General features: G+C 66.7%; 19 protein-coding genes. 13 read left to right on the top strand and 6 right to left on the bottom strand.

All coding sequences use genetic code 11. The features are described from left to right. Window positions 1-92 precede the first annotated feature (92 nt). The gene (locus U5A52_RS10205; protein ID WP_321908019.1) at window positions 93-1,031 is read left to right on the top strand and encodes a LysR family transcriptional regulator; all 939 of its coding nucleotides are present in this window, start codon (window positions 93-95) and stop codon (window positions 1,029-1,031) included. A gap of 7 nt (window positions 1,032-1,038) precedes the next feature. Here U5A52_RS10205 and U5A52_RS10210 read toward each other — a convergent pair whose 3' ends face one another. Further along, window positions 1,039-2,526, bottom strand: a complete 1,488-nt coding sequence (locus tag U5A52_RS10210; RefSeq protein ID WP_321934676.1) for a PLP-dependent aminotransferase family protein — start codon at window positions 2,524-2,526, stop codon at window positions 1,039-1,041. A gap of 122 nt (window positions 2,527-2,648) precedes the next feature. Here U5A52_RS10210 and U5A52_RS10215 point away from each other — a divergent pair, with 122 nt between their 5' ends. The 5 genes from U5A52_RS10215 to U5A52_RS10235 all read left to right on the top strand — a co-directional run bounded on the left by U5A52_RS10215 (window position 2,649) and on the right by U5A52_RS10235 (window position 8,580). Further along, window positions 2,649-3,287 carry an FMN-binding negative transcriptional regulator gene (locus tag U5A52_RS10215; RefSeq protein WP_321934677.1) on the top strand — a complete coding sequence of 213 codons (639 nt, stop codon included), beginning with the start codon at window positions 2,649-2,651 and terminating at the stop codon, window positions 3,285-3,287. 325 nt (window positions 3,288-3,612) lie between these two features. Further along, entirely contained in the window at window positions 3,613-4,533 is a 921-nt protein-coding gene (locus U5A52_RS10220) for an SMP-30/gluconolactonase/LRE family protein (protein ID WP_321934678.1), read from the top strand. Continuing rightward, complete coding sequence (locus U5A52_RS10225) at window positions 4,530-6,077, top strand: altronate dehydratase family protein (protein ID WP_321934679.1); 1,548 nt, start codon at window positions 4,530-4,532, stop codon at window positions 6,075-6,077. Before U5A52_RS10220 ends, U5A52_RS10225 begins: the two co-directional genes overlap by 4 nt. Window positions 6,078-6,148: 71 nt before the next feature. Beyond that, a complete protein-coding gene (locus tag U5A52_RS10230) occupies window positions 6,149-7,423 on the top strand; it encodes an MFS transporter (RefSeq protein WP_321934680.1) in 1,275 nt (424 codons plus the stop codon). A 41-nt stretch (window positions 7,424-7,464) separates the two neighbouring features. Continuing rightward, a complete protein-coding gene (locus U5A52_RS10235; protein WP_321934681.1) occupies window positions 7,465-8,580 on the top strand; it encodes a malate/lactate/ureidoglycolate dehydrogenase in 1,116 nt (371 codons plus the stop codon). Between the two features lie 25 nt (window positions 8,581-8,605). Here the strand turns inward: U5A52_RS10235 and U5A52_RS10240 are convergent, their stop codons facing one another. Next, on the bottom strand, window positions 8,606-9,010 hold the full coding sequence (locus U5A52_RS10240; RefSeq protein ID WP_321908006.1) for a hypothetical protein: 405 nt from the start codon (window positions 9,008-9,010) through the stop codon (window positions 8,606-8,608). Between the two features lie 98 nt (window positions 9,011-9,108). Beyond that, window positions 9,109-12,423 carry an adenylate/guanylate cyclase domain-containing protein gene (locus U5A52_RS10245; RefSeq protein ID WP_321934682.1) on the bottom strand — a complete coding sequence of 1,105 codons (3,315 nt, stop codon included), beginning with the start codon at window positions 12,421-12,423 and terminating at the stop codon, window positions 9,109-9,111. Between the two features lie 208 nt (window positions 12,424-12,631). On the opposite strand from U5A52_RS10245, the gene U5A52_RS10250 reads away from it, so the two are divergent. Continuing rightward, window positions 12,632-14,860 (top strand): SulP family inorganic anion transporter, encoded by a 2,229-nt coding sequence (locus U5A52_RS10250; RefSeq protein WP_321934683.1) that lies wholly within the window; start codon window positions 12,632-12,634, stop codon window positions 14,858-14,860. Here the strand turns inward: U5A52_RS10250 and U5A52_RS10255 are convergent. After that, window positions 14,854-16,203: an MFS transporter gene (locus U5A52_RS10255; protein WP_321934684.1), complete on the bottom strand. Its 1,350-nt coding sequence runs from the start codon at window positions 16,201-16,203 to the stop codon at window positions 14,854-14,856. The genes U5A52_RS10250 and U5A52_RS10255 overlap by 7 nt on opposite strands. Window positions 16,204-16,566: 363 nt before the next feature. Between U5A52_RS10255 and U5A52_RS10260 the strand changes: the two genes are divergently transcribed. The 4 genes from U5A52_RS10260 to U5A52_RS10275 all read left to right on the top strand — a co-directional run bounded on the left by U5A52_RS10260 (window position 16,567) and on the right by U5A52_RS10275 (window position 21,273). Continuing rightward, window positions 16,567-17,493: a LysR family transcriptional regulator gene (locus U5A52_RS10260; RefSeq protein WP_321908000.1), complete on the top strand. Its 927-nt coding sequence runs from the start codon at window positions 16,567-16,569 to the stop codon at window positions 17,491-17,493. Between the two features lie 150 nt (window positions 17,494-17,643). Next, window positions 17,644-18,852: a YbfB/YjiJ family MFS transporter gene (locus tag U5A52_RS10265; RefSeq protein ID WP_321934685.1), complete on the top strand. Its 1,209-nt coding sequence runs from the start codon at window positions 17,644-17,646 to the stop codon at window positions 18,850-18,852. 7 nt (window positions 18,853-18,859) lie between these two features. Further along, window positions 18,860-20,140, top strand: coding sequence for an MFS transporter (locus U5A52_RS10270; RefSeq protein ID WP_321934686.1), 1,281 nt, complete (start codon window positions 18,860-18,862; stop codon window positions 20,138-20,140). Between the two features lie 29 nt (window positions 20,141-20,169). Then, the gene (locus tag U5A52_RS10275) at window positions 20,170-21,273 is read left to right on the top strand and encodes a nitronate monooxygenase (RefSeq protein ID WP_321934687.1); all 1,104 of its coding nucleotides are present in this window, start codon (window positions 20,170-20,172) and stop codon (window positions 21,271-21,273) included. Window positions 21,274-21,323: 50 nt separating this feature from the next. On the opposite strand, the gene U5A52_RS10280 is transcribed toward U5A52_RS10275, so the two are convergent. Then, window positions 21,324-21,788, bottom strand: a complete 465-nt coding sequence (locus U5A52_RS10280; RefSeq protein ID WP_321934688.1) for a RidA family protein — start codon at window positions 21,786-21,788, stop codon at window positions 21,324-21,326. 102 nt (window positions 21,789-21,890) lie between these two features. On the opposite strand from U5A52_RS10280, the gene U5A52_RS10285 reads away from it, so the two are divergent. Continuing rightward, on the top strand, window positions 21,891-22,832 hold the full coding sequence (locus U5A52_RS10285; RefSeq protein ID WP_321907992.1) for a LysR family transcriptional regulator: 942 nt from the start codon (window positions 21,891-21,893) through the stop codon (window positions 22,830-22,832). A gap of 337 nt (window positions 22,833-23,169) precedes the next feature. Further along, window positions 23,170-24,129, top strand: coding sequence for a hypothetical protein (locus U5A52_RS10290; RefSeq protein ID WP_415773772.1), 960 nt, complete (start codon window positions 23,170-23,172; stop codon window positions 24,127-24,129). A gap of 91 nt (window positions 24,130-24,220) precedes the next feature. Here U5A52_RS10290 and U5A52_RS10295 read toward each other — a convergent pair whose 3' ends face one another. Further along, entirely contained in the window at window positions 24,221-24,580 is a 360-nt protein-coding gene (locus tag U5A52_RS10295) for a hypothetical protein (protein WP_321907989.1), read from the bottom strand. Window positions 24,581-24,607: the final 27 nt, after the last annotated feature.

A 24,607-nucleotide genomic window follows, 5' to 3' on the forward strand; every position in this document is an offset into this window, starting at 1 on the left:
TGGCCAGTGTGGGTGCACTTTACCCAAACTCCTGGTTCAAAAACCGGTGCTAGACTCAAAGCATCCTTAACCTGAATTCACAAGTGGCGACCGTGACCGACACCGTTCTGCCCGCCGATCTCGGCTTTTTTTCCACGCTCGCCTCATCGGGTAGCCTGAGCGCCGCCGCACGCGAACTAGGTCTCACGCCCGCTGCCGTGAGCAAGCGGCTCGCGCAAATGGAAGAGCGCGCCGGCGTGCCGCTCGTGAACCGCACGACGCGCCGCATGATGCTCACGCCCGAAGGCGAGGTGTACCTGGAGCATGCGCGGCGCATTCTCGACGAGATCGACGAACTGGGTGAACTGCTCGGTGGCTCGAAGAAGCACCCCAAGGGCTTGCTGCGCGTGAACGCCACGCTCGGCTTTGGGCGCAGCCACATCGGGCCGGCGCTTTCGCGTTTCGTCGCGCAGTATCCGCAGGTTTCCGTGCAGCTTCAGCTTTCGGTCATGCCGCCGCCGCTCACGGAGGATTCGTACGATGTCTGCATCCGCTTTGGCGAGCCGCCGGATACGCGCGTGATCGCCCGGCGTCTCGCGGCGAACCGGCGTTTGCTCTGCGCTTCGCCCGCCTATCTCGCGAGCCGGGGCACGCCCGCGACGCCGCACGACCTCGCGAAGCACAACTGCATCAGCATTCGCCAGGGCGACGAAGCGTATGGCGTGTGGCGGCTTTCGAACGAGCGCGGCAATACGCGCAAATCGGAAGCCATCCGGATCAATGGCAACCTCACGACCAATGACGGCGAGATTGCGGTGAAGTGGGCGCTGGACGGGCACGGCATTCTGATGCGCGCGGAATGGGACATCAACGAATATCTCGCGGACGGGCGGCTCGTGGTCGTGCTGCCCGAGTATGAAACGCCGGGCGCGGACATCTACGCCGTGTATGCGCAGCGGCATCAGCTTTCCACGCGCATTCGGGCGTTTGTCGACTTTCTCGCCATTGAACTCAGCAAGTCGCAGCGATATCCAGTAGCCCGAAATACTTGATCTCGCCTTATCTCGCCACTGAGGCGATCACGGCGGCAAGGCGATGCGCAGCCGCTTTCATTTGAGCGCTGCTAAAGCCGCCAAAGCCGAGGATCAGCCCCGGGCGCGCCGTGCCCGCCGCGAACATGGGCGACGCCGCGCGCACCGCGACGCCCGCATCGGCGGCGAGCCGGACTACGCGGTGATCGTCGAGTCCCGCTGCAAGCCAGAGCACGAGATGCATGCCCTGATCGCCGGGCTCGATCCACGCCAGATTCCGGGGCAATAGCGCTTCGAGGGTCTCGATCAGGCTGAGCCGCTGCTCCGCATAGACGTTGCGAACCTTGCGCACGTGCCGCGCCAGGTGCCCCTCGGTCATGAAGGCGGCCAGAACGTGTTGATCGGCAGTGGGCGGATGGCGGTCTACGAGTACGCGCGCGCCGCAGAACGCATCGACGAGATTGGGCGGCACGACGACATAGCCCAACCGCAGTGATGGAAAGAGGATCTTGCTGAAGGTGCCGAGATACACCACGCGATCCGGCGCGAGGCCCTGCAGTGCCGGAAACGGATAGCCCTCGTAGCGCAACTCGCTGTCATAGTCGTCCTCGACGATCCACGCGTGGGCCGAGCGCGCCCACGCGAGCAACGCCGCGCGCCGCGCCATGCTCAGCGGCATGCCGAGCGGATATTGATGCGAAGGCGTGACGAATGCCACGCGCGCTTTCGGCGCCATGCGTATGCCCGCCTCGACGTCGAGACCTTCGGCATCTACGGGCACGCGGACCATGGCGTCGCGGTAGGGCAGGCTCTCGAGTATGGCGGTGACGCCACGGTAGGCCGGGTTCTCGACCCATGCCTGGTCACGCGGCCCGAGCAGCACCTGGCTGGCGAGAAAGAGGCCCTGCTGGGTGCCGCTCGTGACGATGACCTGATCCGCATCACAGCGCACCGAGCGGGACTTGCGCACATAGTCGGCGATGGCTTCGCGCAGCGCCCGCGCGCCAAGCGGATCGGCGTAACCGGTTGGCGAGGCCGGACCGCGCGCGCGCAAGCGGTTGCCGAGCCGGCGCCAGATATCGCCGGGCGCGGTCAGGCCCGTTGGCACCGAAATGGCAAACGGCACCGGAGGAAGCGGCTTGAACTCGCGTCCGATTCTGGCGAACGCTTCGGCGCGTTCCGGCAGCCCGGCTGCTTCCGCGTGGCGCGAAGTTGCGCGAGGCTCGCGCGCGGGCGGCGGCTCGGACAGCGCGAGCGCCACGCGCGTGCCGGCTCCCGCTTTCGATTCCAGGAAGCCTTCGGCGATCAATTGCTCGTACGCCTCGACCACCGTGCCGCGCGCGATCTGGAGCGAAGCGGCGAGCGCGCGCGTGGAAGGCAACGCGTCGGCGGGCCTCAAGTCCCCTTTGCGCACCGCTTCGCGCAGCGCCTCGGCCACCTGGCGGCTGAGATTGCCGGCCTCACGGTCCAGCGTGCCGAACGATGGCATTTCCGCGGCCTGCGCTGTTCTCGGCATGATACTGGTTCACTGGAATTTAAATAAACTGGATCTATAGAATAAACCACTTTTGGGGCAGACTTGGGCGTGTGGCAGCGCCGGCCACGCTATCCATTCACCTTACGAGCAGGGACACCCGCATGTACGTACCAGCCCATTTCGCCGAAAACCGCAAGGACGTGCTGCACGATTGCATTGCCCAACATCCGTTCGGCACGTTGGTCACGCACGGAGAAAGCGGGCTCGACGCCAATCACATTCCCTTCGAACTCGCGGCCGGCGAAGGCGAACTGGGTGTCTTGCGCGCGCACGTCGCGCGGGCCAATCCGGTTTGGCAGGACGTGGCCAACGGCGACGACGTGCTCGTGATTTTCCGCGCGGGCGACGCGTATATCTCGCCGAACTGGTATCCGAGCAAGCACGAGGCGCACAAGCAGGTGCCGACCTGGAATTACGTGGTCGTTCACGCGCATGGGCGCATCAGGATTCTCGACGACGAGCGCTACGTGCGCGGCGTGGTCGGCCGCTTGACGCGCACGCACGAAGCCACGCAGCCCAAGCCCTGGAAGATGGCCGATGCGCCCAAGGACTATACGGACACGCTCGTGAAGCTGATCGTTGGCGTGGAGATCGAGATCACGCGTCTGGTCGGCAAGAGCAAGCTCAGCCAGAACAAGGAAGAGCGCGATATTCGCGGCGCCGGCGAAGCGCTCGTATCGAGCGGCGAGTCCCGCATTGGCGACGCCATGCTTGCCGCTGCCGACGAAAAGACACGATAACGCATACCGGGCGCACAACAGCGGGCCGCGCCATGCAACGGGTGCGGTTCGCTGCAGGCGCAACATTTCCGAGGCACCGCCATACCGGTCCCGAGTTCTTCTACCTGCTCGAAGGCGAGGCGGTACAAAGCGGCTGGCGGCCGCCGGCGCGCTGCACGGTTGTCGCCGCGCGGGCCGATGAGCAAACGCGGGTAAACCACATTCCAGGCGCTTGAAGAAAATCTTCACAGGCCTATTCAACTAGTATTTAATAAACCGGCGCGGCAGTGAGCGACGGGTCACGCGCGTCGCCGTGACCTGACCCTGACGGTACGAGGCCGGAACGATGAATCCCCACGAATACGAAATCCACGATGCGCGTTTTCGCATGCTGCTGCAGCCCAACGCGCAGTTCGAGAAGCTCGCGGGCGGCTGCATGTGGGCGGAAGGGCCGGTGTGGTTTCCCGCCGGCGACTTTCTTGTCTGGAGCGACATCCCCAACAACCGCATGATGCGCTGGGTGCCCGGCATCGGCACCGGCGTGTTCCGCGCGAACTCGAATTTCAGCAACGGCAATACGCTCGACCGGGAATGCCGGCTCGTGACGTGCGAGCACGGTACGCGCCGTGTCACGCGCACGGAGCACGACGGGCGCATCACCGTGATCGCCGATCGCTTTGAAGGCCACCGGCTGAATTCGCCCAACGACGTGATCGTGCAGTCGGACGGCTCGATCTGGTTCACGGACCCCGACTACGGCATTCTCGGCGACTACGAGGGCTTTCGCGCGCCGAGCGAGATCGGCGGCTGCCACGTGTATCGCGTGGCGCCCGATACGGGTGTGGTGCAGCGCGTGGCCGACGACTTCACGAAGCCCAACGGCCTCGCATTCTCGCCGGATGAAGCGCGGCTTTACGTGGCCGACTCGGGCGCGTCGCATATCGAGAACGGCCCGCATCACATCCGCGTATTCGACGTGGACGCGCAAGGCAGGTTGCACAACGGCCGGGTGTTCGCGGACATTGCGCCGGGCGTGCCGGACGGCATGCGCGTGGACGAGCACGGCAACGTGTGGACGAGCGCGGGAGACGGCATCCACTGCTATGCGCCCGATGCCACGCTGCTCGGCAAGATCCTCGTGCCGGAAACGGTCGCGAATCTCGTGTTCGGCGGCCCGAACCGCAATCGTCTTTTCATCGCGGCCAATACCTCGCTGTACTCGCTTTACGTTGGCGTGCGCGGCGCTTCCCAGGGAGACCGGCTATGACACTTCTCGACCCCGCTCAGCTTTCGGCCGCGCTCATTCTACTCGACCGGCGCGACGACGTTGCCATCGCACGCGGGCAGTTGATGCCAGGCTCGGTACTCTATGGCGACCACACGGTCGCGGGCATGATTCCGCCGGGCCACAAGGTCGCGTTGCGCGACATCGAGCAAGGCGAACCGGTGCGCCGCTATGGGCAGATCATCGGCTTCGCGAGCCGGCCGATCCGCCGTGGCGAACACGTGCATACCCAGAATCTCTCGATGGGCGATTTCGAGCGCGACTACGCATTCGGCGTGGATGCGCACGACACGCCCGCCGCTGCGCAGCCTGCGACGTTTCTTGGCATCCGGCGCGCGGATGGCCGCGTCGCCACGCGCAATTACATAGGCATCCTGACGTCGGTGAACTGCTCGGCCACGGTTGCGCGCGCGATAGCCGACCACTTCCGCCGCGATATCCACCCCGAAGCGCTCGAAGCGTTCCCTAACGTGGATGGCGTGGTGGCGCTCACGCACGGCGAAGGGTGTGCGCTCGCGGCAGAGGGCGAGCCCATTACGGTGCTGCGCCGTACGCTCGCGGGCTATGCGCGTCACGCCAACTTCTATGCCGTGCTGATCGTTGGTCTTGGCTGCGAGACGAACCAGATCGACGGTCTCGTGGAAGCCGAGCAACTGGAGCGCGGCGCGCGCCTCTCGACCATGACGATCCAGCAAACGGGCGGCACCGCGCGCACGGTTGCAGCGGGCATCGACCAGGTGCGCACGCTGCTGCCCGATGCGAATCGCGTGACGCGCGAGCCGGTGGAGGCGCGTCATCTGATGGTCGGCCTGCAGTGCGGCGGCTCGGACGGCTACTCCGGCATTTCCGCGAATCCGGCGCTCGGCGCTGCCGTGGACAGGCTGGTCACGCACGGCGGCACGGCCATTCTCTCCGAAACGCCCGAGATCTACGGCGCCGAACATTTGCTCACACGGCGTGCGGCGTCGCGCGAAGTGGGCGAAAAGCTCGTGGCGCGCATCCGCTGGTGGGAAGCGTATTGCGCGCGCATGGAAGCGAACATGAACAACAATCCTTCTGCCGGCAACAAGGCGGGCGGCCTCACGACGATTCTCGAAAAGTCCCTCGGCGCGGTGGCGAAAGGCGGCACGACACGGCTCGTCGAAACCTACGAGTACGCGCAGCCCGTGCATGCGCGGGGGCTCGTGTTCATGGACACGCCCGGCTACGACCCTGTGTCCGCCACGGGCCAGGTGGCGGGCGGCGCCAATCTGATCTGCTTCACGACGGGACGCGGCTCGGCCTACGGCTGTGCGCCTTCGCCCTCGCTCAAGCTCGGCACCAACAGCGCGCTGTGGCGGCGCCAGGAAGAGGACATCGACCTGAACTGCGGCCGCATTCTGGACGGCGAGCAAAGCGTGGATGAAACGGGCGCGGCGATCTTCGAACTGATGCTCGCAACGGCCTCCGGGCAGCGTACGAAGAGCGAGCTGCACGGCTACGGCCAGAATGAATTCGTGCCCTGGCATCTGGGGGCGGTCATGTAACACGGGAGCGATTCGGACAGGCGCCGCAACTCGATGGAGGCACGACGCCACATTCAGAAGGAGTGCTTTCCATGAAGGAAAAGTCGCGCTGGCTGGTCATTTTCTTCTGTTTTCTGGCGATTGCAGTGAACTACATCGACCGCGCCAATCTCGCGGTCGCCGCGCCCCACATCATGAAGGACCTCGGCATTGGTCCTGCCGCCATGGGGCTGCTGCTGAGCGGCTTCTTCTGGACTTACGCCGTGATGCAACTGCCCTACGGCTGGTTCGTCGACCGGGCCGGCGCGCGCATCGCGTTGCCGTTCGCCGTGGGCTGGTGGTCGGTGTTTACCGCGGCCACCGCGGTAGCGGGCGGCTTCGCGGCGATGTTCGGCTGCCGGCTCATGCTCGGCGCGGGCGAGGCGGGTGCGTATCCGTCGTGCGCGAAACTCGTTAGCCAGTGGTTTTCGCGCGAAGAACGCGCGCTTGCCACGAGCATTTTCGATAGCGGCTCGCGCGTGGGCTCCGCGCTGTCGCTGCCGCTCGTTGCCGCGATCATGGCCGCGTGGGGCTGGAAGGCGTCGTTCGTGATTACCGGCGCGCTCGGGTTCGTGTGGATCGTGGGCTGGGTCGTGATGTATCGGGAACCCGAGGCGCGCGCCGCACTCGATCAGCCGCGCGCCCCCGTGCCGGCCGCCGCCTCGATCCGCTGGAGCGGGTTGTTCCGCTATCGCACCGTGTGGGGCATGATGCTGGGCTTCTTCTGCCTGAACTTCGTCATCTACTTCTTCATTACGTGGTTTCCGAGCTATCTCGTGCAAGCGCGCGGCTTCTCGCTCAAGTCGCTTGGCACGCTCGGCACCTTGCCCGCCATTGCCTCGATACCCGGCGGCTGGCTGGGCGGCTGGCTTTCCGACACGCTGGTCAAGCGCGGCTGGAGCCTGACGGCCGCGCGCAAGACCTGCATTGTCGGCGGCATGCTGCTTTCGTCCGTGATCACGCTCACCGGCGTTGTTCAGGATGTCTATCTAATGCTCGCGCTCTTCGCGGTTGCTTACGGGAGCCTCGCGGCCGCCGCAGCCAGCATCTGGTCGCTGCCTGCCGACGTCGCGCCCACGCCGCGGCACGTCGCCTCGCTGGCGGGCATCCAGAACTTCGCGTCGAACCTCGCGGGCATCGCGCTTACGACGTTTACAGGCGTGATGTTGCAGCTCACGCGCGGCTCTTTCACGATTCCGCTTGTTGTCGCCGGCGGGTTTTGCGTGCTCGGCGCGGTGAGCTATCTTGTGATAGTCGGGCGTGTGGAGCCGCTGCTGGCGCCCGAGGCCAAGGGTGTCGACGAGTCGGCCTACGCGCCGCGCGCCTGAGCGCCGCCTCTTGTTCCGCTGCCATACACAGGGTCACGTACATGTCGAATTCCACTGCTGCAAAAGGTTCAGAAGTCGTTGTCGAGGCTCGCGCGCTGCATGCTTTCGTCGTCGCCATCTGGCGCGCGGCCGGCAGCGAGGCGCGCGAGGCGACGCTCGTTGCCGATCATCTCGTCGAAGCGAATCTCGCGGGGCACGACTCGCACGGCGTGGGCATGATCCCGCGCTATATGCTGGCGTGCCGCGAAGGCGAGCTGAAACTGAACGCGCACGCGCAAGTCGCGCGCGACGCGGGCGCGGTGCTCACAATCGAAGCCGGGCGCGGCTTCGGGCAAGTCACGGCGTTCGAAGCGATGGAGCACGGCATCGAGCGTGCGAAGTCGCTCGGCGTGTGCGCGCTCGGTCTGCGCAATGCCCATCACATCGGACGTATCGGCCACTGGGCGGAGCAATGCGCGCGCGCCGGGCTCGTGTCGTTCCACTTCGTCAACGTCGCGGGCGATCCGCTCGTCGCGCCGTTCGGCGGCATCGACCGGCGCTTCGGCACCAATCCGTTTTGCGCGGCGTTTCCGCTCGAGGGCCGCTCGCCGCTGGTGCTCGACTTCGCCACGAGCGCGATTGCCGCGGGCAAAGTGCGCGTGGCCTACAACAAAGGCGTGGATGTGCCAGCCGACGCGTTGATCGACAGCGACGGCCGCCCCACGCGCGACCCCGGCGCGCTCTTTAGCGATACCCAGCATGGCGCGCTGCGCGCGTTCGGCGGCGCGGTGGCGGGGCACAAGGGTTCGGGGCTTGCCGCGATGTGCGAGATTCTGGCCGGTGCGCTCTCGGGCGGCTTCACGACGCGCGAGCAAACCATCGTCTCCACGCACGCGATCGTCAATTGCATGATGTCGGTGATCGTCGATCCGGCGGCGTTCGACGCGCCCTCGCGCGAGGACGAAGCGCTCGCATTCGTCGAATGGCTAAAGGCCACGCGGCGCGCGGCGGGTGTCGACGAGATCCTGCTGCCCGGCGAGCGCGAGGACGCGACACGGCGTGCGCGCGAGGCGCACGGCATTCCCGTGGATGCGACGAGCTGGGCGCAGATCGTCGATGCCGCGCGCATGGCGGGCGTGACGGATGCGGAAATCGCGGCGTGCGAGCAACCCGGCTAACTGCGACGCACCAACTACCTGCCGCTCACTCGTCGCACTTCACCTCGCTCTTGGGCGCGACGATGATCACGGGGTAGGTGCCGCGATCGAGTTCCACGCGTACGACGACAGCGGTGGTAGCGGGGTCGCTATCGTCGTACACGCTCACCTTCTCGTTCTTCAATAGCGTGACGCCCGTGCAGCCGGACGCGTGGCTGTCGTCATCGGCGATCTTGCATTGGATCTCGTTTTCCTTGAGGTAGCGAATGCGGTCGCGGTCGGGCGTAGCCAGATAGTCGCGCACGCTTTGCGCCGAGCCTGCAACGCCCGTGACGTAGCCGATCGCGCAATCGCGCTTCGAATTCGAATCGCCCGACGACGTTTGGGCAAGGGCGGGAACGGCGGCCAGAGCGATGGCAGCGAGGGCGCACGAGAGGGTGAGGCACTTCATGGGTGTTCTATTGCCGCGAAAGTGGAATGCGCGATTTTAACGCTTGCGCGCAATTCGCTATCGGGCCAAACGCACCGCATGGCGGTGGTCCGCCCGCTTCAAGCGGCAAGCGCTGCATCGACCGCGGCCTGGTATTGCTGGAAGCCAGCCTGCAACAGCACGCTTCGCACGCGTGCAAGCTCGCACCGCGCGGCTTCGTCAGCGCGCTCATGCAGGGCGCCCGCGAGCGCGCGTCCACGCGCCGCGAACAGGTTGGCCCAGGGCAGCGGTTCACGCCGCGTGTAGCTCTCCAGCGCGCTCACATAGCGCAGCACGCCGGCCGGATCGCGGGCCGCGAGCATCGCTTCGATCGCGTCGCGATAGAACCAGAGGTGGTTGTGGCCAACCGCGCCGCGGCGCAGAAGGTCCTCACCTTCTGCGAGGAGCCGCAGCCGTTCGTCATGCTCGTCGACTGCGCCGGCGAGCGCGCTCAGGGCCTTCGGTGCGCTGAACTGCGTGCCCACCTCGCGCGAGATCGCAATCGCCTCACGCAGCGCTTCGAGCGCTTCGCTGCGGCGCCCATCGGCGAGCCAGACGCGCCCCTGCATTTCCACGTTCTGCGCCTCGAACCGGCGTGCGCCCAATTGCCGGATCACGCGCCGCTCCAGGTCCAGATGGACCTGCATGGCCTGCATATCGCCCAGCTCGTAGCAGGAGAATACGCCGAGCGTTTCGCCCAGCAATTGCGCGCGCGGCTGCCCGACCAGCTCGGCGGCGCCCACGGCCGCGACGGCGTCTTCGCGCGCCTGCCGCGGGTCGTTCAGATAAATGCGGCTGAAGCCCTGCATCGACCGGTTGGCGACTTCGATCCGGCCGCACCCGTGCTCGCGGCTCAGCGCCACGCAATCGCTGAAATGGCGGAACGCGGTACGCATGCGTCCTTGCGCGTACGCGGCATCGGCGAGGCCGCCCAGCGCGCGGGCCTCTGCCTCCGGCAGGCCGAGGCGACGCGCATAAACAAGTCCGCGCTCGTGCTCGGTGCTGCAGGCATCGATCTTTCCGAGCGGAAAGTAGATGTTGCCGCGCAAATAGTGAAGGCTCGCGAGTTCGGCCACCCGGTCGTCGCGCTCCGCGATCCGCTGCGCAGCGTCGAGCAGGTCTAGCGCTTCGTCGAGCCCTTCGCTCACACGCAGGCCTTCCGCGAGCCCGAGCTGGCAGCGGCACAAACTGGCGTCGTCGGGGGCGGCCGCGAGCGCCGCGCGCCAGGTCTCAATCGATCCCGCAATGTCGCCCAGGTCGCGCTGCAGCTCGCCCTTGCAACAGGCCAGGGCGTGGCGGTCCGCCTCTGTCTGCGCGATCTCGAGGCCGCGCTCGGCGAGGCGCAGCGCGGCTTCGAGCAGGTGGGCCGCGCGCTGTGCGAGCGCGGCGGCCAGGTAGGCCTGCGGCGCGCGTTCGTCCTCGGCGCGGTCGAGATGCTGGGCGTGCAGCGTGGGGTCGCCGTGCGCAAACCAGTCGGCCGCGCAGCGGTGCAGCTCGCGCCTGCGCGCGCGCAGCAACGTCGAATAGGCGCTTTCCTGGATCAGTGCATGGGCGAACAGGAACTCCTCGCCCTCCGGCAACACGAGCGCATTGGCGAGCAGACCGTCGCAGACATAGCCGGGATCGTCGATGAGCCGCCGTAACAAGGCGAGGTCGAAGCGCTGGCCGATCACGGCGGCCGCCTGGAAGGCGAGGCGGTCGTGCCGCGCGAGCCGGTCCATGCGCGCGAGCACGAGGCTGCGGATCGAGGCGGGCACGGCGCTGCCGCTGCCTTCCTCGACGTTGCGCAACAGCTGCTCGAGGAACAGCGGGTTGCCGCCCGCGCGCTCGATGCACGCGAGCGCCACGCGCTGCGTCGCGTCGATGAAGTTGCCCGCGAGGCTCAGCGCCTCATCCTTGCGCAGCGGCCCGAGATCGATCGTCGCGAACGGCGTGTCGCGGCAGCGCGCGCGCCACGTCGCATCGATCGGATCGCCTTCCACGCGCGAAGTCGTCACGAGCAGGCCCGGACCGTTCGCGATACCCGAGGCGAAGGCCGAGAGATAGTCGAGCACTTCGGGGTCGGCCCAATGCAGGTCTTCTACGACGATAAGCGTTGCCGCGCGGCAGGCGTCGTCGGTCAGTCTCGCGGCGAGCGCCTGCTTGCCGCGCTTGCGCGCGCCGTGGTCCATCGCGTCGTAAAGGGCGCGCCACTCGTGCGCGAGCGGCAGGTCGAGGAGGTCGTGGACAAACGCGCGCTGTTCGGCCTTGACGACGCCTTCAGCGGCGAGGCGATCGGCGGCGGCCTGGCGCGCGTCGCCCGAAGCGCCGGCCGGCAGGCCGAGCAGGCTGGCGACGATCGTGTGCACGGGGTCCTGCCCTTTGCCCACGCCGAAATCGAGCACGAGGCCCCGGTGGATCTCGAAACCCTGCGACTGCGCGTAGCGGCGCATCTCGTCGACAAGACGCGTCTTGCCGATGCCCGCTTCGCCGCGCACATGGACGATGTGGCCGGCCCGCCTCGCAATGCACGCGTGGACGATACCGTGAAACTGCTCGAGCTCGGCCTGACGTCCGACGAAAAGGCTCTGGCTCGCCTTGGCCGACTCGCTCGCCGGGTCGTTCGAAATCGCGCGCAGCCGCCATGCGCGCAGCGGCGTGTCGATGCCTTTGAAGCGCTGCTCGCCGAGCGCGTCGCACACGGCGGCGTCGCCGAGCGCGCGCGCCACGTCATCGGAAAGCCAGGTCTCCCCGGGCGCCGCCGCCACCTGCAGCCGCGCGGCCAGGTTCACCGGATTGCCGGTCACGGTGTAGTCCCGCGCGTCGACGCAGCCGAGCGCGCCCGCGACGACTTCGCCGCTCGCGATGCCGATATGCGCCTGCAGCGTGCGCGCCGCCTGCGCGCTCAGCTGCGTCAGCGCCTCATGGATGTCGAGCGCCGCGCGTGCCGCGCGCAGCGTGTCCGTCTCGTGCGCGCGGGGCGCGCCGAACAGCGCCATGACCGCGTCGCCGATGTGCCTGTCGGTCGTGCCGCCGTAGGCGAGCACGATACCGTCGACGAGCGCCGTGAAGCGGCCGATCAGCGCGCGCAGCTCCTCCGGATCGAGCGTACGCGAGAGCGCGGTGAAGCCGCAGAGATCGGCAAAGAGGATCGTGACCTGCCTGCGCTCGTCCGTGGGGATGTCCGCAGCGTCGGGTGCGGTGGATGTGTTCGGCGCCTGCGGCCCGGACGCCGGCGCCAGGCCCTGCGCGGCGGCAGCGAGGATGCGTTTGCGATGGCCGAGCGACTGCACCCCGAGCTCCCTCAGGTCCGCGTCGGTCAGCTGCGCGAGCAGCGACAGATCGATATCGTTTGCCGCGAACGCGGGTGCGTACTGCTCAAGTCCGAGGGCGCGCAGCCATTGCTCAGTATCCATGTTCGCCGTCTGGATCCCATGCCGCTCGCCCGATGCGAACCGCCGCGAGCCTGTGGGCACTCGTGCCGATGAATATTCAGTGTAGGCGCGCGCCACGCGCCGCGTATGGCCTGCTTCCGGCGTTTGACAGGCTTTCGATTGCGGACGGATACTGGATCGCACCCCATCGCTCCCCAATCGCGCCTCGCGCATTCCACTGAGCATTCACGTGAAGCCGGGCAAGACCGCTACCGTCGCCGCCGCCCCGCCGCGCTCGCGTATGGCGGCGCTGCCCGGCGATCTGGCGGCCGGCGCGGTATCGGCGCTCGTCATGCTGTGCTACGCAATGAGCCTCGGCACGATGATCTTCAGCGCCGATCTCGCCCGCTACGCGATGCTCGGCGTGCCCACCGCGCTCGTCAGCTGTGTCGTCACGGCGCTTGTGATTGCCTTGACTAGCTCGATGCGTCTGAACATTGGCGGCCCCGACAGCAATGCGGCTGCGTTTCTCGCGGGGGTGGCGGCAGGCGTGGCGAGCAGCGTGCGCGCGGACGGCGGCTCCCCGCAGACGCTCCTCCTCACCGTGCTGATCGCCATCGCGCTGTGTTCGCTCGTGACCGGCGTCGTGCTTTACGCGATCGGCTCCTCGAAGCGCAGCCGCTCGCTGCAGTTCCTGCCTTATCCGGTCCTCGGCGGTTTTCTCGCGGGCACGGGTTATCTGCTGCTCGCCGGCGCATTTCGCGTCATGACGGGCGAGTCGCTGCAATGGCACACGCTCGCGCTGTTGACCCATCTTCACTGGCTCGCCTGGCTGCCCGCGCTCATCGTAGGCGTGCTGGCCACTGTCCTCATGCGCAGCTGGAAACACGTTGCGGCGCTGCCGCTCACGCTCGCCTTCGGGATCGTCCTTTTCTACGTTCTGCTACATGCTGCTGGCTTGTCGATCGATCAAGCGCGCGACATGGGGCTGCTGCTGCCGCGCGTGGCGCTGCGGCTCACGGGCATACCGGAGCTGCACTTGCGGGCGCAGCTCGCGCAGGGTGGCGTCGACTGGACAGCGATTGCCTCTCACCTCCCCGAAAGCCTCGTGGTCACGTCGGTTTCGGCCGTCACGATCCTGATGAATTCGACGGCGATCGGCGCGGCAACGGGCGAGGAAGTCGATCTGAACCGCGAAATGAAGGCTGCGGGCCTCGCCAATCTCGCGAGCGGACTGTTGGGCGGCATGGTGGGTTATCAATCGTTCAATCGCTCGATGCTCAATGCGCGCGTTGGCGCGACGAGCCGCATGGCGGGCGTGTTCGCATCGCTCGCGTGTCTCGTCGTGCTGGCGTCGTCGCCCGGTTTTGTCGCGCTCTTTCCCGTGCCGGTGCTGGTCGGCCTCCAGCTGTTCATGGGGCTGCGCCTCATCGTGCAGTGGGTTGTCGGCGCATGGACGAAGCTCACCTGGTACGAGTACCTGCTCGTGCCCGCCATTCTCGGCACGATCGCGGCCTGGGGCGTGATTGTCGGCGTAGGCGCGGGCGTGATCGCCGCGTGCATCATGTTCACGCTGCTCTACGGCCGCGTGAGTTGCATACGCATGGAGTTCGACCTTCGCACCCGCAGATCGAATGTCGAGCGCAACATCGAGGAGACCGAAGCATTGCGCGCACTCGGCGCGCAGGTGTGCGGAATGTGCCTGCAAGGGTTTCTTTTTTTCGGCACGGCCAATTCGATCCTCCAGCGCATACGGGAGCGGCTAGCCGCGCGCGACGCGGTGCCGGTTCATTTCGTCGTGCTCGATTTCGCGTCGACACAAGGCATCGACGCGTCGGTTTCGATCAGCTTCGTCAAGCTGCGGCAGCTCTGCGCGGCCTTGAACGCGGACTTGATCCTGACCGCGCTGCCGCCGCGCTCGCGCGACCTGCTGACCAAAACCGGCACGCTCAATCTGCGCATTCGTGAATTCGACACGCTCGATGCGGGCCTGGAATGGGTGGAAGACCAGTTGCTCGCGTCAAGCGCGTTCGCGCCGAAGCGCGGGGACGACCTGAACGCGTTGCTCGCGCTGCATTTCACGGCCAGCGCGCTGATCACGCTCTCCACCCGGCTCGAAGTGCACGATCTGCAAGCGGGCCAGGCGCTGTTTCTTCGTGGAGATCCCGGCGACGCGCTGTACATCATCGAGCGCGGGCGCGTCGCCGTTTCGCTGCCGCTCGGCAACGGGCGCTCGGTGCGGTTGCGCGCCTGCCTTCCGGGTACGGTCATCGGGGAAATGGCCGTGTATACGCAGCGGCCGCGCAGCGCGGATGTGTTCGCCGAGGTGCCGACGCGGGTGCGCAGGTTGTCGCTGGCCGCGCTCGTTGCGCTGGAGCGGGACGACCCCGCAGCCGCCCAGCAGTTTCACCGCTTTCTGGTGAAGGTCATTGCGTCGCGCCTCGCCCTCGCCACGGAGGCTCTGCGCGCGGCCTACTGAGCGGTGGGAGCCTGCCAGTCGCGTACGCCTTCAGTGGCCTCTTCATGCAGGTGATCGTCGAGCGATATCCGCGACGTTTCCGGCAAGGACATGCCGCCAACCAGCGCCAGCAGCGAGACGGCGATCAGGTAGAAAGCGGGCGAGATGTTGTTGCCCGTCGTCTCGATCAGCCAGGTGGCAACGAGCGGCGCCGTTCCGCCAAAGATCGTATAGGCAAGGTTGTACGTGATCGCCGAAGCGGTATAGCGCGTTCGGGTCGGAAAGACTTCGGACAGCAGGGCCGCCGTGACCACGCCCGACAAGACCGCGCCGACCGCGAGCATGGCTGCGCCAAGCAGTGCGGAGCGGAAATCGCCTGACCCACCGAGCACGAAAGAAGGGTAGACCGCGGCGATCAGGATGGCGCATACCGTGAAAACGGTTTTGCGTCTTCCCACTGCGTCCGAGTAGAGGCCGGCAAGCGGGCAGAGTGCCGCGGCGAAGACCAGCGCGATTACCGTGATCAACAACGCGCTGGCCCGGCTCAGATGACCGACTACCTGCAGATACGTGGCGAAGTAGGTCGTAAAGGTATAGAACGAGAGCGCAGTGACGGAAACAAAGGCCCCAAGGCGCACAATCGCGCTTGCCTGGGTCTTGAGCGTTTCACGCAGCGGGGCGTGGGCCAGGTCGTGATCGTGTTCGACTGCGGCGAACGACGGCGTTTCGCCAAGGCGCGTGCGCAGATACAGGCCGACGAGGCCGATAGGCGCAGCAGCGATGAACGGGACTCGCCAGCCCCAGCTGCTCATTGCCTCTGCGGACAGCAGGGCGTCCAGTCCGGATGCCACCACGGCGGCGCTCGCGAACGAAAGGAACGTGGAGACCGGAATGAAGCTGCCGTAGCGCGCGCGCTGGTGCTTCGGCGCATGTTCCATCAGATACGCGCAGGCGCCTGCGTACTCGCCGCCGGCGGAAAAGCCTTGCACGCATCGCACGATCGCGAGCAGCAACGGTGCGAGCATGCCGACCGATGCGTAGGTCGGCAGCAAGCCGATAACGGTGGTCGCACCTGCCATGATCAGGATGGTCAGTGCGAGCGTTTTCTTGCGGCCTACCCTGTCGCCCACCACGCCGAAGAAGATGCCGCCGAGCGGCCTGAATGCAAAAGCGACGGCGAAAACCGCGAAGGTTTTCATCAACGCGATCGCGGGGTCGCCGTTCGGAAAGAATTGGCGAGTCAGCAGGGTTGCCAGAAATCCGTAAACGGCAAAGTCGAACCATTCGACGAAATTGCCGACCGCGGCGGCGATGATCACCTTGCGAAGCGTCTTTGGGTCCACTGCTGGCTGATACGCTTTCATGCTTTGGCCGTCCCTTATGCGTTGAATAAGGTGTGCGTATCACCATGAATGGCAGAGCCACTTGAGGCGAGCGGTTTAACGCTGAAGTCGCACGGTATTGGTTTGCACAGTAAATGCGACCATAAATGGCGCTCCTAGAACAAAGGCGACATGGTGACGCGCTGGAAGCGACATCCGGTTTTGCTGTCGCGCGATGACCAGACGATGCCGTTTTTTGAATGGCTTTATTCAGCGAGAGCCGGTCGCTCCGGCCAAATCGCCATTGCCTTTTCGATTGAATGCGCCTGCACGAAGTGCCAACCGGAATGCGGGTTCGTGATACAAGGTCACAACGCAAAGCGGCCACCCAACCAGAAATACGCAATGGACCGAATCGACGCCATGAAGGTTTTCGTCGCCACGCTCGACGAGGGAAGTCTCGCGGGCGCGGGCCGCCGCCTGGGCCGCTCGCCCGCGGCGGTGAGCCGGGCCATTGCGTTCCTGGAGGAGCACACCGGCACGCCGCTCTTGTACCGCACCACGCGCACGATTCGGCTGAGCGAGGCGGGCGAGCGCTATGCGCTCGCATGCCGGCGCATTCTGGCCGACCTCGAGGAGGCGGACTTGCTCGCCGCCGACGAGCGCTCCGCGCCGCGCGGGCTGCTCGGCGTCACGGCGGCGGTGGCGGTGGGCGAAGAGGTGCTGCGCCCGATGATCGACGAGTTCATCGACCGCCACCCCGAGGTGTCGATCCGCCTGCACTTGCTCGACAGGCCCGCAAGCCTGATCGACGAGGGAATCGACGTGGCGTTGCGCATTGCGCATTTGCAGGACTCCACGCTCGTCGCCATTCCGGTGGGCGAGGTGCGGCGCGTGGTGGTCGCTTCGCCCGGCTATCTCGCCACGCATGCGGCCATCGAGGCGCCCGCCGATCTCGCGAGCCACCCGATCATTTCGATGACGCATTTCGGGCTCGACTCGTGGAGCTTCCCGGCCGCGCGCCAGACGGCGCTGCCCCAGGTCGTGCAGTTCTCGCCGCGCTTCATCGTGAACACGATACGCGCGGCGCGCGCTTCGGCCGTGGCGGGGCATGGGCTCACGCGGCTCTTTTCGTACCACGTGGCCGAGGAGGTCGAGGCGGGCAGGCTCGAGATCGTGCTGCGCGACAGCGAGCATGCGCCGCTGCCCGCGAATCTCGTCACGCCGCACGGGCGTCTTTCGGTGCCCAAGGTGCGCAGTTTCGTCGATTTCGCCGCGCCCCGGCTGCGCGAGTACTTCGCGCAGGCCCGGCGCATTACCGACGCCGATTGAGCGATATTCGACGTGGCCGCCATACGCGCATTCGTTCGCGGCGCGGAAGAATGACTTCCGTGCTGCGGCGATTCTCCCGCCATTCGATCTAACCTAGACTGACTCCCATCTTCAGCAGGTGCTTCATTGCCTCGCTTGCCGGGAGTCGTCATGCATCAAGCCGTTTCGAATCCGTCCACGCCTGCCGCCTACAACGTGTGGCGCGGCACGCTCGCCGGGGCCAGCGCCAGCCTCATCGGCATTGGCCTTGCACGTTTCGCCTACACGCCGCTGTTGCCCGCCATCATCGGCGCGCACTGGTTCCCCGCCTCGACCGCCGCCTACCTCGGCGCCGCGAACCTGGGCGGCTATCTGGCCGGTGCGCTGCTCGCGGGCGCAATGGCTCGCGCCGCGAGGCCCGCCACCGTGCTGCGCGCGATGATGCTGCTCGCGACGCTCGCCTTCGCCGCCTGCGCGGTGCCCGTTTCGTTCCTCTGGTTCTTCGCCTGGCGCTTCGCCTCGGGCCTGTCGGGCGGCGCGCTCATGGTGCTCGCCGCGCCCACGATCCTTGCGCACGTTCCTGCGGCGCGCAGGGGCTTTGCGAGCGGCGGCATCTTCACCGGCATCGGGCTCGGCATTGCGGCCTCGGGCACGATCGTGCCGATCCTGCTGCGCCAGGGCCTGAGCGCCACGTGGCTCGGGCTCGCCGTCGTCTCGGCGCTGCTCACGGCCGTGGCGTGGAACGGCTGGCCCGAGCACGGCGCGAGCGCGCCCGCTCATACGCCTCCACGCTTCGAACACGCCAAGGCCTACCCCCGCGCGAAGCTGCGCGCGCTCTACGTCGAATACGGGCTGAACGCCGTGGGGCTCGTGCCGCACATGATCTTCCTCGTCGACTACGTGGCGCGCGGTCTCGGTCGCGGCGTCGATGCAGGCGCCGAATTCTGGGTGCTGTACGGCATCGGCGCGATCGTCGGCCCGCTCGCGGCGGGACATCTCGCCGACCGCTCGGGCTTCGCGCCGGCATTGCGCGCGGCGTATCTGCTGCAGGCCGTCGCGGTCGCCATTCCGGCGCTTGGCATGTTCGGCGCGCAGGGGCTCATGGTCTCCGCCGTGCTGGTGGGCGCCTTTACACCGGCCATCGTGCCGCTGGTGCTCGGCCGCGTGAACGAGCTGCTCTCGCATCATCCGTCCGCCGTGAAAAGCGCGTGGAGCCGCGCCACGACGAGCTTTGCCGTGATGCAGGCGGCCGCCGCCTACGGGCTGTCGTTCGTGTTCTCGTCGAGCGGCGGCAACTACCTCGTGTTGTTCGCCATCGGCGCTGCGGCTCTCGTGCTCGCGCTCTTTGTCGATCTCTGCTCCGCGCTGCGCGCCAAGTGAGGGCCAGGTGAATACCACCGCATCTTCCCCCGCCGCTGCGCTGCGGCAGGCCACGCCTGCGCCGCGCGGCTATGTGGAGCGCAATGCGCCGTACTGGCAGCGCAATCTCGTCGTGTGCGTGATCGGCTCGTTCACGACGCTCGTGAGCCTGAGCATGCTGCTGCCGTTCCTGCCGCTTTACGTGCGGCAGCTCGGCGTGAGCTCGCAGTCCGCCGTGATCCAGTGGTCGGGCGTGGCATTCGGCGCGACCTTCCTCGGCACGGCGCTTACCGCGCCGATCTGGGGGCGTCTCGCCGACCGCTATGGCCGCAAGCCCATGCTCGTGCGCGCGGCGATCGGCATGGCCGTGGTGATGTCGTTGATCGGCGTGGCGCACAATGTGTACGAGCTCGTCGCGCTGCGTCTGATCGCCGGTCTCGTGGGGGGCTATGCGTCGGCTTCCACCGTGATGGTCGGCACCCAGGCGCCGCGCGAGCGCGCGGGCTGGGCCCTCGGCATCCTTTCCACGGGCGCGCTGGCGGGCAATCTCGTCGGGCCGCTGGTGGGCGGCGTGCTGCCTGGCTGGATCGGCATTCGCGGCACCTTTTTCGCCGGCGGCGCGATGATCGCCGTGGCGGCGCTCCTGACCATCTTCGTGGTGAAGGAAGAGTTTCATCCAGAAAGCGACGCGAAGCCACACGCGCGCCATGCAGCAGCGGGTTCAGGCAGTAGCGCGCGCCGCCCCGATTACGCGGTCGTAGCCGCGCTGCTCGTGACCGCGATGATGGTGCTGCTCGCCAACATGTCGATCGAACCCGTCATCACGGTTTTTATCGGCAGTCTGGGCGTGGGCGCGGCGCATCTCGCGCGCGTGGCGGGCGTGGTCATGGCATGCTCGGCGCTTGGCAGCATGCTCACGGCGGCGCGCCTTGGCGGGCTCGCCGACCGCTTCGGGAGCTGGCGCGTGATCGTCGCGTGCCTCGTGCTCACGGGGCTCGCCATGGTGCCGCAAGCGTTCGTCACGCACTGGTGGCAGCTCGCGGGCCTGCGCGTGGTGATGGGCATGACGCTCGCGGGGCTCTTGCCTTCCATCGGCAAGCTCGCGCGGCAATCGGTAGACGAAAGCAAAACGGGCCGCATGCTCGGCTATCTGCAATCGGCGCAATTCAGCGGCCAGGTGGTGGGCCCGGTGATCGGCGGCGTGATCGGCGTTCACTTCGGCCTGCACGCCGTGTTCTTCGCGACCGGCGCGCTGCTGGTCGCATGCGGTGGGCTCGCGCACTGGGCGCAGCGCCGCGCTCACGCTTGAAAGTGGAACGCATCCGGAGGTAACGCAACATGAGCAGCACTCAAGTGGACGAACGGGCGTTGCTGCGCTCGCTCGGCATTCAAAAGCCGATCATTCAGGCGCCCATGGCGGGCACCACCACGTCCGCGCTGGCCGCCGCCGTGTCGAACGCGGGTGCGCTCGGCTCGCTGGGCGTGGCCGCGATGAGCGCGGAGAACGCGCGCAACGCCATTCGCCAGACGCGCGAACTGACGGCCAAGCCGTTCAACGTCAACGTGTTCTGCCATCGCCCGGCCACGCCCGATGCGGCGGTCGAGCGCGCGTGGCTGGACTGGCTCGCGCCGGTGTTCGAGCAATACGGCGCCACGCCGCCGCAATCGCTTTCGGAGATCTACACGAGCTTCGTCGCGGATCAGGCCATGCAGCGCATGCTGCTCGAAGAAAAACCCGCGGTGGTGAGCTTCCATTTCGGCCTGCCGCCCGATGCGGTGATCGCCGAACTTAAACACGCGGGCATCCGTTTGTTTGCGAGCGCAACGAGTCTCGACGAAGCGGCCGCAGCCGTGGAGGCGGGCGTGGATGCCATCGTCGCGCAGGGCGTGGAGGCGGGCGGCCATCGCGGCGTGTTCTATCAGAACGCCCGCGACGACGGCCTTGGCACGTTCGCGCTCACGCGCCTGCTCGTGAGCGAGTTCGACGTACCCGTGATCGCGGCGGGCGGCATCATGGACGGCGCGGGCATTGCCGCCGCGCTGGCGCTCGGCGCGCAGGCGGCGCAACTGGGCACCGCGTTCGTGGCCTGCCCGGAGAGCGCGGCCGACGAGGGCTATCGCGCGGCCTTGCTTGGCGACGCGGCGCGGCATACCACCTTCACCTCGGCGATTTCGGGGCGCCTTGCGCGCAGCATCGTCAACCGGTTCACCGCGCTTGGCGAGGACCCGAAGGCGCCGCGCATTCCGTCCTACCCGATCGCCTACGACGCGGGCAAATCCCTCATCGCGGCTGCGAAGGCCAAGGGCGAATCCGGCTACGGCGCGCAATGGGCGGGCCAGGCCGCGCCGCTCGCGCGCGCGTTGCCGGCGGCGGAACTCGTGGCGCAACTGGAGCGCGAGACGCGCGAAAGCATCGCGCGCTTGCAGTCCGTGTGGGGTTGAGCCGGGGGTAACTGCCGCCAACGTTTCGCCGCCCGCCGCAAAAGACGCGCTCAGGCAGGCACGATTTGCGCGATCACCACGAGTTCGACGGGCAAGTTCAGCGGCAGTTGCGAATGCGAGAACGCCGAGCGCGCGTGGCCGGCCTTCTCGCCGAGCGCGGCGGCGAAGAGATCCGATGCGGCGTCGAGCACAGCAGGCTGATCGAGAAAGCCTTCGGCGCTGCTCACGTGGCCTTCCATACGCACGATGTGATGCAGACGCTCGAAGCCGCCCAGGTGGCGCTTGATTTGCGCGAGCACGTTCAAGGCGGTGAGCTGCGCGGCCTCGCGACCTTGTTCGAGCGTCAACTCCGCGCCCACGCGTCCGGTCCAGCGCAGCTTGCCGTCGGCGAGCGGCCCCTGGCCGGAGATGAAGAGCAGATTGCCCGCCTCGGAAGCGGCCGTGTAGTTGCCAAGCGGCTGCGGCGCGGCGGGCAGGGCGAGACCGAGATCGGCAAGTTTCTGTTCGACGGACACGATGTTCTCCTTGAGTGGTGGTGAGCATTCGCCTCATGTTGGCGCCTTCAGAATAGAGCGAAAACAGCGGGCGCGAATCGGAGCAGGCAGGAGAAAACGGGCATGCAACGCAAATTCGACGATCTGCTGCTGGGCAGCATCGAGCTGTTCTGCCAGGCGGCGGAACTGGGCAGCTTCACGCTGGCGGCCAATGCGGCGAGCGTCACGCCCGCTGCGGTGAGCCGGTCCGTCGCGCGGCTCGAAGAGCGGCTTGGCGTGCGCCTGTTCGTGCGCACGACGCGCCAGATCCGCCTGACCGATGCGGGGCGACGCTACTTCGAGCAGTGCCGCGAGGCGCTGTCGCAACTCGTCGACGCCGAGCGCGAGGTCACGGGCGAGCAGACCACGCCGGCCGGCGTGCTGCGCATCAGCATGCCCACGCCCTACGGGCACTATCGCGTGCTGCCGCTTTTGCCGGCGTTTCGCGAACGCTATCCGCAGGTGCAGGTCGACACGCACCTGAGCAACCGCAACATCGACTTCGCCGACGAAGGCTTCGACCTGGCGATTCGCGGGCGTGCGCCTGCCGATTCCAACCTGGTGGCCCGCAAGCTGGAAGACGCGGAGATGGTGGTGGTGGCCACGCCCGCTTATCTGAAGCGTGCGGGTACACCGAAGACCGTGGCCGATCTGCAGAAGCACGAATGCATACAGTTCGAACTGCCAAGTAGCGGGCGCCATGTTGTCTGGACGTTCGACGGCAATGCCAATGAAGATGGCGATGTGGTGACGAGCGGAAGTTACGGAACCTCCGGCGACGCGCTCGCAGGCGTGACGCTCGCGCGTGCGGGGGCGGGGCTCTTTCAGACGTATCGCTTCGTGGTGGCGGACGACCTGCGCGAAGGCAGGCTCGTTGAGGTGCTGCGCGAGGAGGGCGGGCGTACCCGGCCTTTCATTCTGCTGTATCCGCACGCGCGTTATTTGACGTCGCGCGTGCGGGCCTTTGTGGATTTTCTGGTGGAGCAACTGGCGGCGCCTGCGCCGCGTGCGAAGCGTGCAACATGAGGGCTCGGGCGACGGCCTGAATTCATTGCTTGCCAGGGAATAGCCCCGCCGCTGCTGCGTTTATGCAAGACGCGGGGCGCGCGAAGCATGGTGGGTTCACCGGCCGCGCGAGTCGTCATGGCATTGGCGGCCCGTCCCCGCGAGAAGGAGGTGTCAGATGAAAGCTTCTCGCTCGTTGTCTGCATGTCGTTCATACATCGGCAGGAACCGCACGGCGTTCGTGCCGCGACTGCGTCACCTGGCGTTGGGTGCCGGGCTCCTCGCCCTTTCACTCGGCGCGGTTAGCGTGGACGCCCAGCAAGCGATCCTGCCGCCGGCGTTTGCGACTTCATCGACTGTGCCGACCAATGGCGACGTCAATCCGTACGGCATTGCATTCGTACCGGCCGGCGTGCCGTCGTGGAGTCCGCTCAAACCCGGCGACGTGGTGGTGTCCAACTTCAATGCGCAATCGAATCTGCAAGGCACCGGCACGACGATCGTGAAGATCGTTCCCAATAGCCAGCCCGTGACCTTCTTCGCGGGGCACAACCTCGGTCTCACAACGGCGCTCGCCGTGCTGAGAAGCGGCTTCGTGCTGGTGGGCAACGTGCCGACCGCCGACGGCAAGAACGTCATCGCGCCGGGCTCGCTGCTCGTCATCAATCCGCAAGGCCGGCTCGTCAAGGAACCGAAAGATGCGCGCCTGCTCGACGGCCCCTGGGACCTCACGGTGATCGACGGCGGGCCATTCGTGAAGGTATTCGTCTCGGACGTGCTGAACGGCACCGTCGCGAGAATCGACCTCCTGATCGGCGAGAACGGCGTGACCGAGTTGCCGACCTCGACGATCGTCGCCTCGGGCTACCTGCATCGGACCGATCCGGCGGCGCTGGTTGTCGGCCCCACGGGGCTCGCCTACGACGGCCTGCGCGACGTGCTCTATGTCGCCTCGACCGGCGACAACGCGGTGTTCGCCATTTACGGCGCGGCGCTCGCGAGCCATAGCGGCGGAATGGGGCGGATGATCTATCAGGACAACACCCATCTGCATGGACCGCTTGCCCTTGCACTCGCACCCAACGGGCATCTGGTCACGGCCAACGGCGACGCCGTGAACGCCGACCCGAAACAGCCTAGCGAAATCGTCGAGTTCACGGTGGACGGGCAATTCGTCGCTCAGATGTCGGTCGATCCCGCGGCGGGTTCTGCATTCGGGCTGGCATTTGGCATGGACAGCCAGCATCACTCGCAGTTTGCCGCCGTAGACGACGCCACCAACACGACGACGGTCTGGACGCTGCGTACCGGCAACTGATCAACAAGCGCGCAACGTGATGACCCATGCCCCGCTCCGAAGCGCTGGAGCGGGGCAGGTGGTGGAAATTGCTTAGTGTGCCGAAAGAATATCAGGGCTTCACGACGTGCCACATGTCTTTGAAGCCGTCGCCGGTCATCTGTCCAGCGTGTGTGTCTTTCGAGTAGCGATAGAGGGGGTGGCCCTTGTAGGTCCATTGATGCTTCCCGTCTGCGGAAGCGATCAACCCCCAGTCGCCGCTGGCCTTGTCGTAAGGGTCGGCGAGCGCGGCTGGCCACATGGTTGCGCATGCGCCGGCGCACGCGCTTTTGCCCTGCTCGGTGTCCTTGTCGAACGTATAGAGCGTCATGCCGTCGTCGTCGACGACCATGCCGTTGGCCACTTTCGGCGGTTCCGCGAACACCGCAATGGGTAGAAAGCAAACCACGGCGCACAACAAGATTCTGGTCATGATTTCAGTCCTTGTAAAAACCCGCTG

This window comes from Paraburkholderia sp. J8-2, assembly GCF_905220195.1.
Lineage (GTDB): Bacteria > Pseudomonadota > Gammaproteobacteria > Burkholderiales > Burkholderiaceae > Paraburkholderia.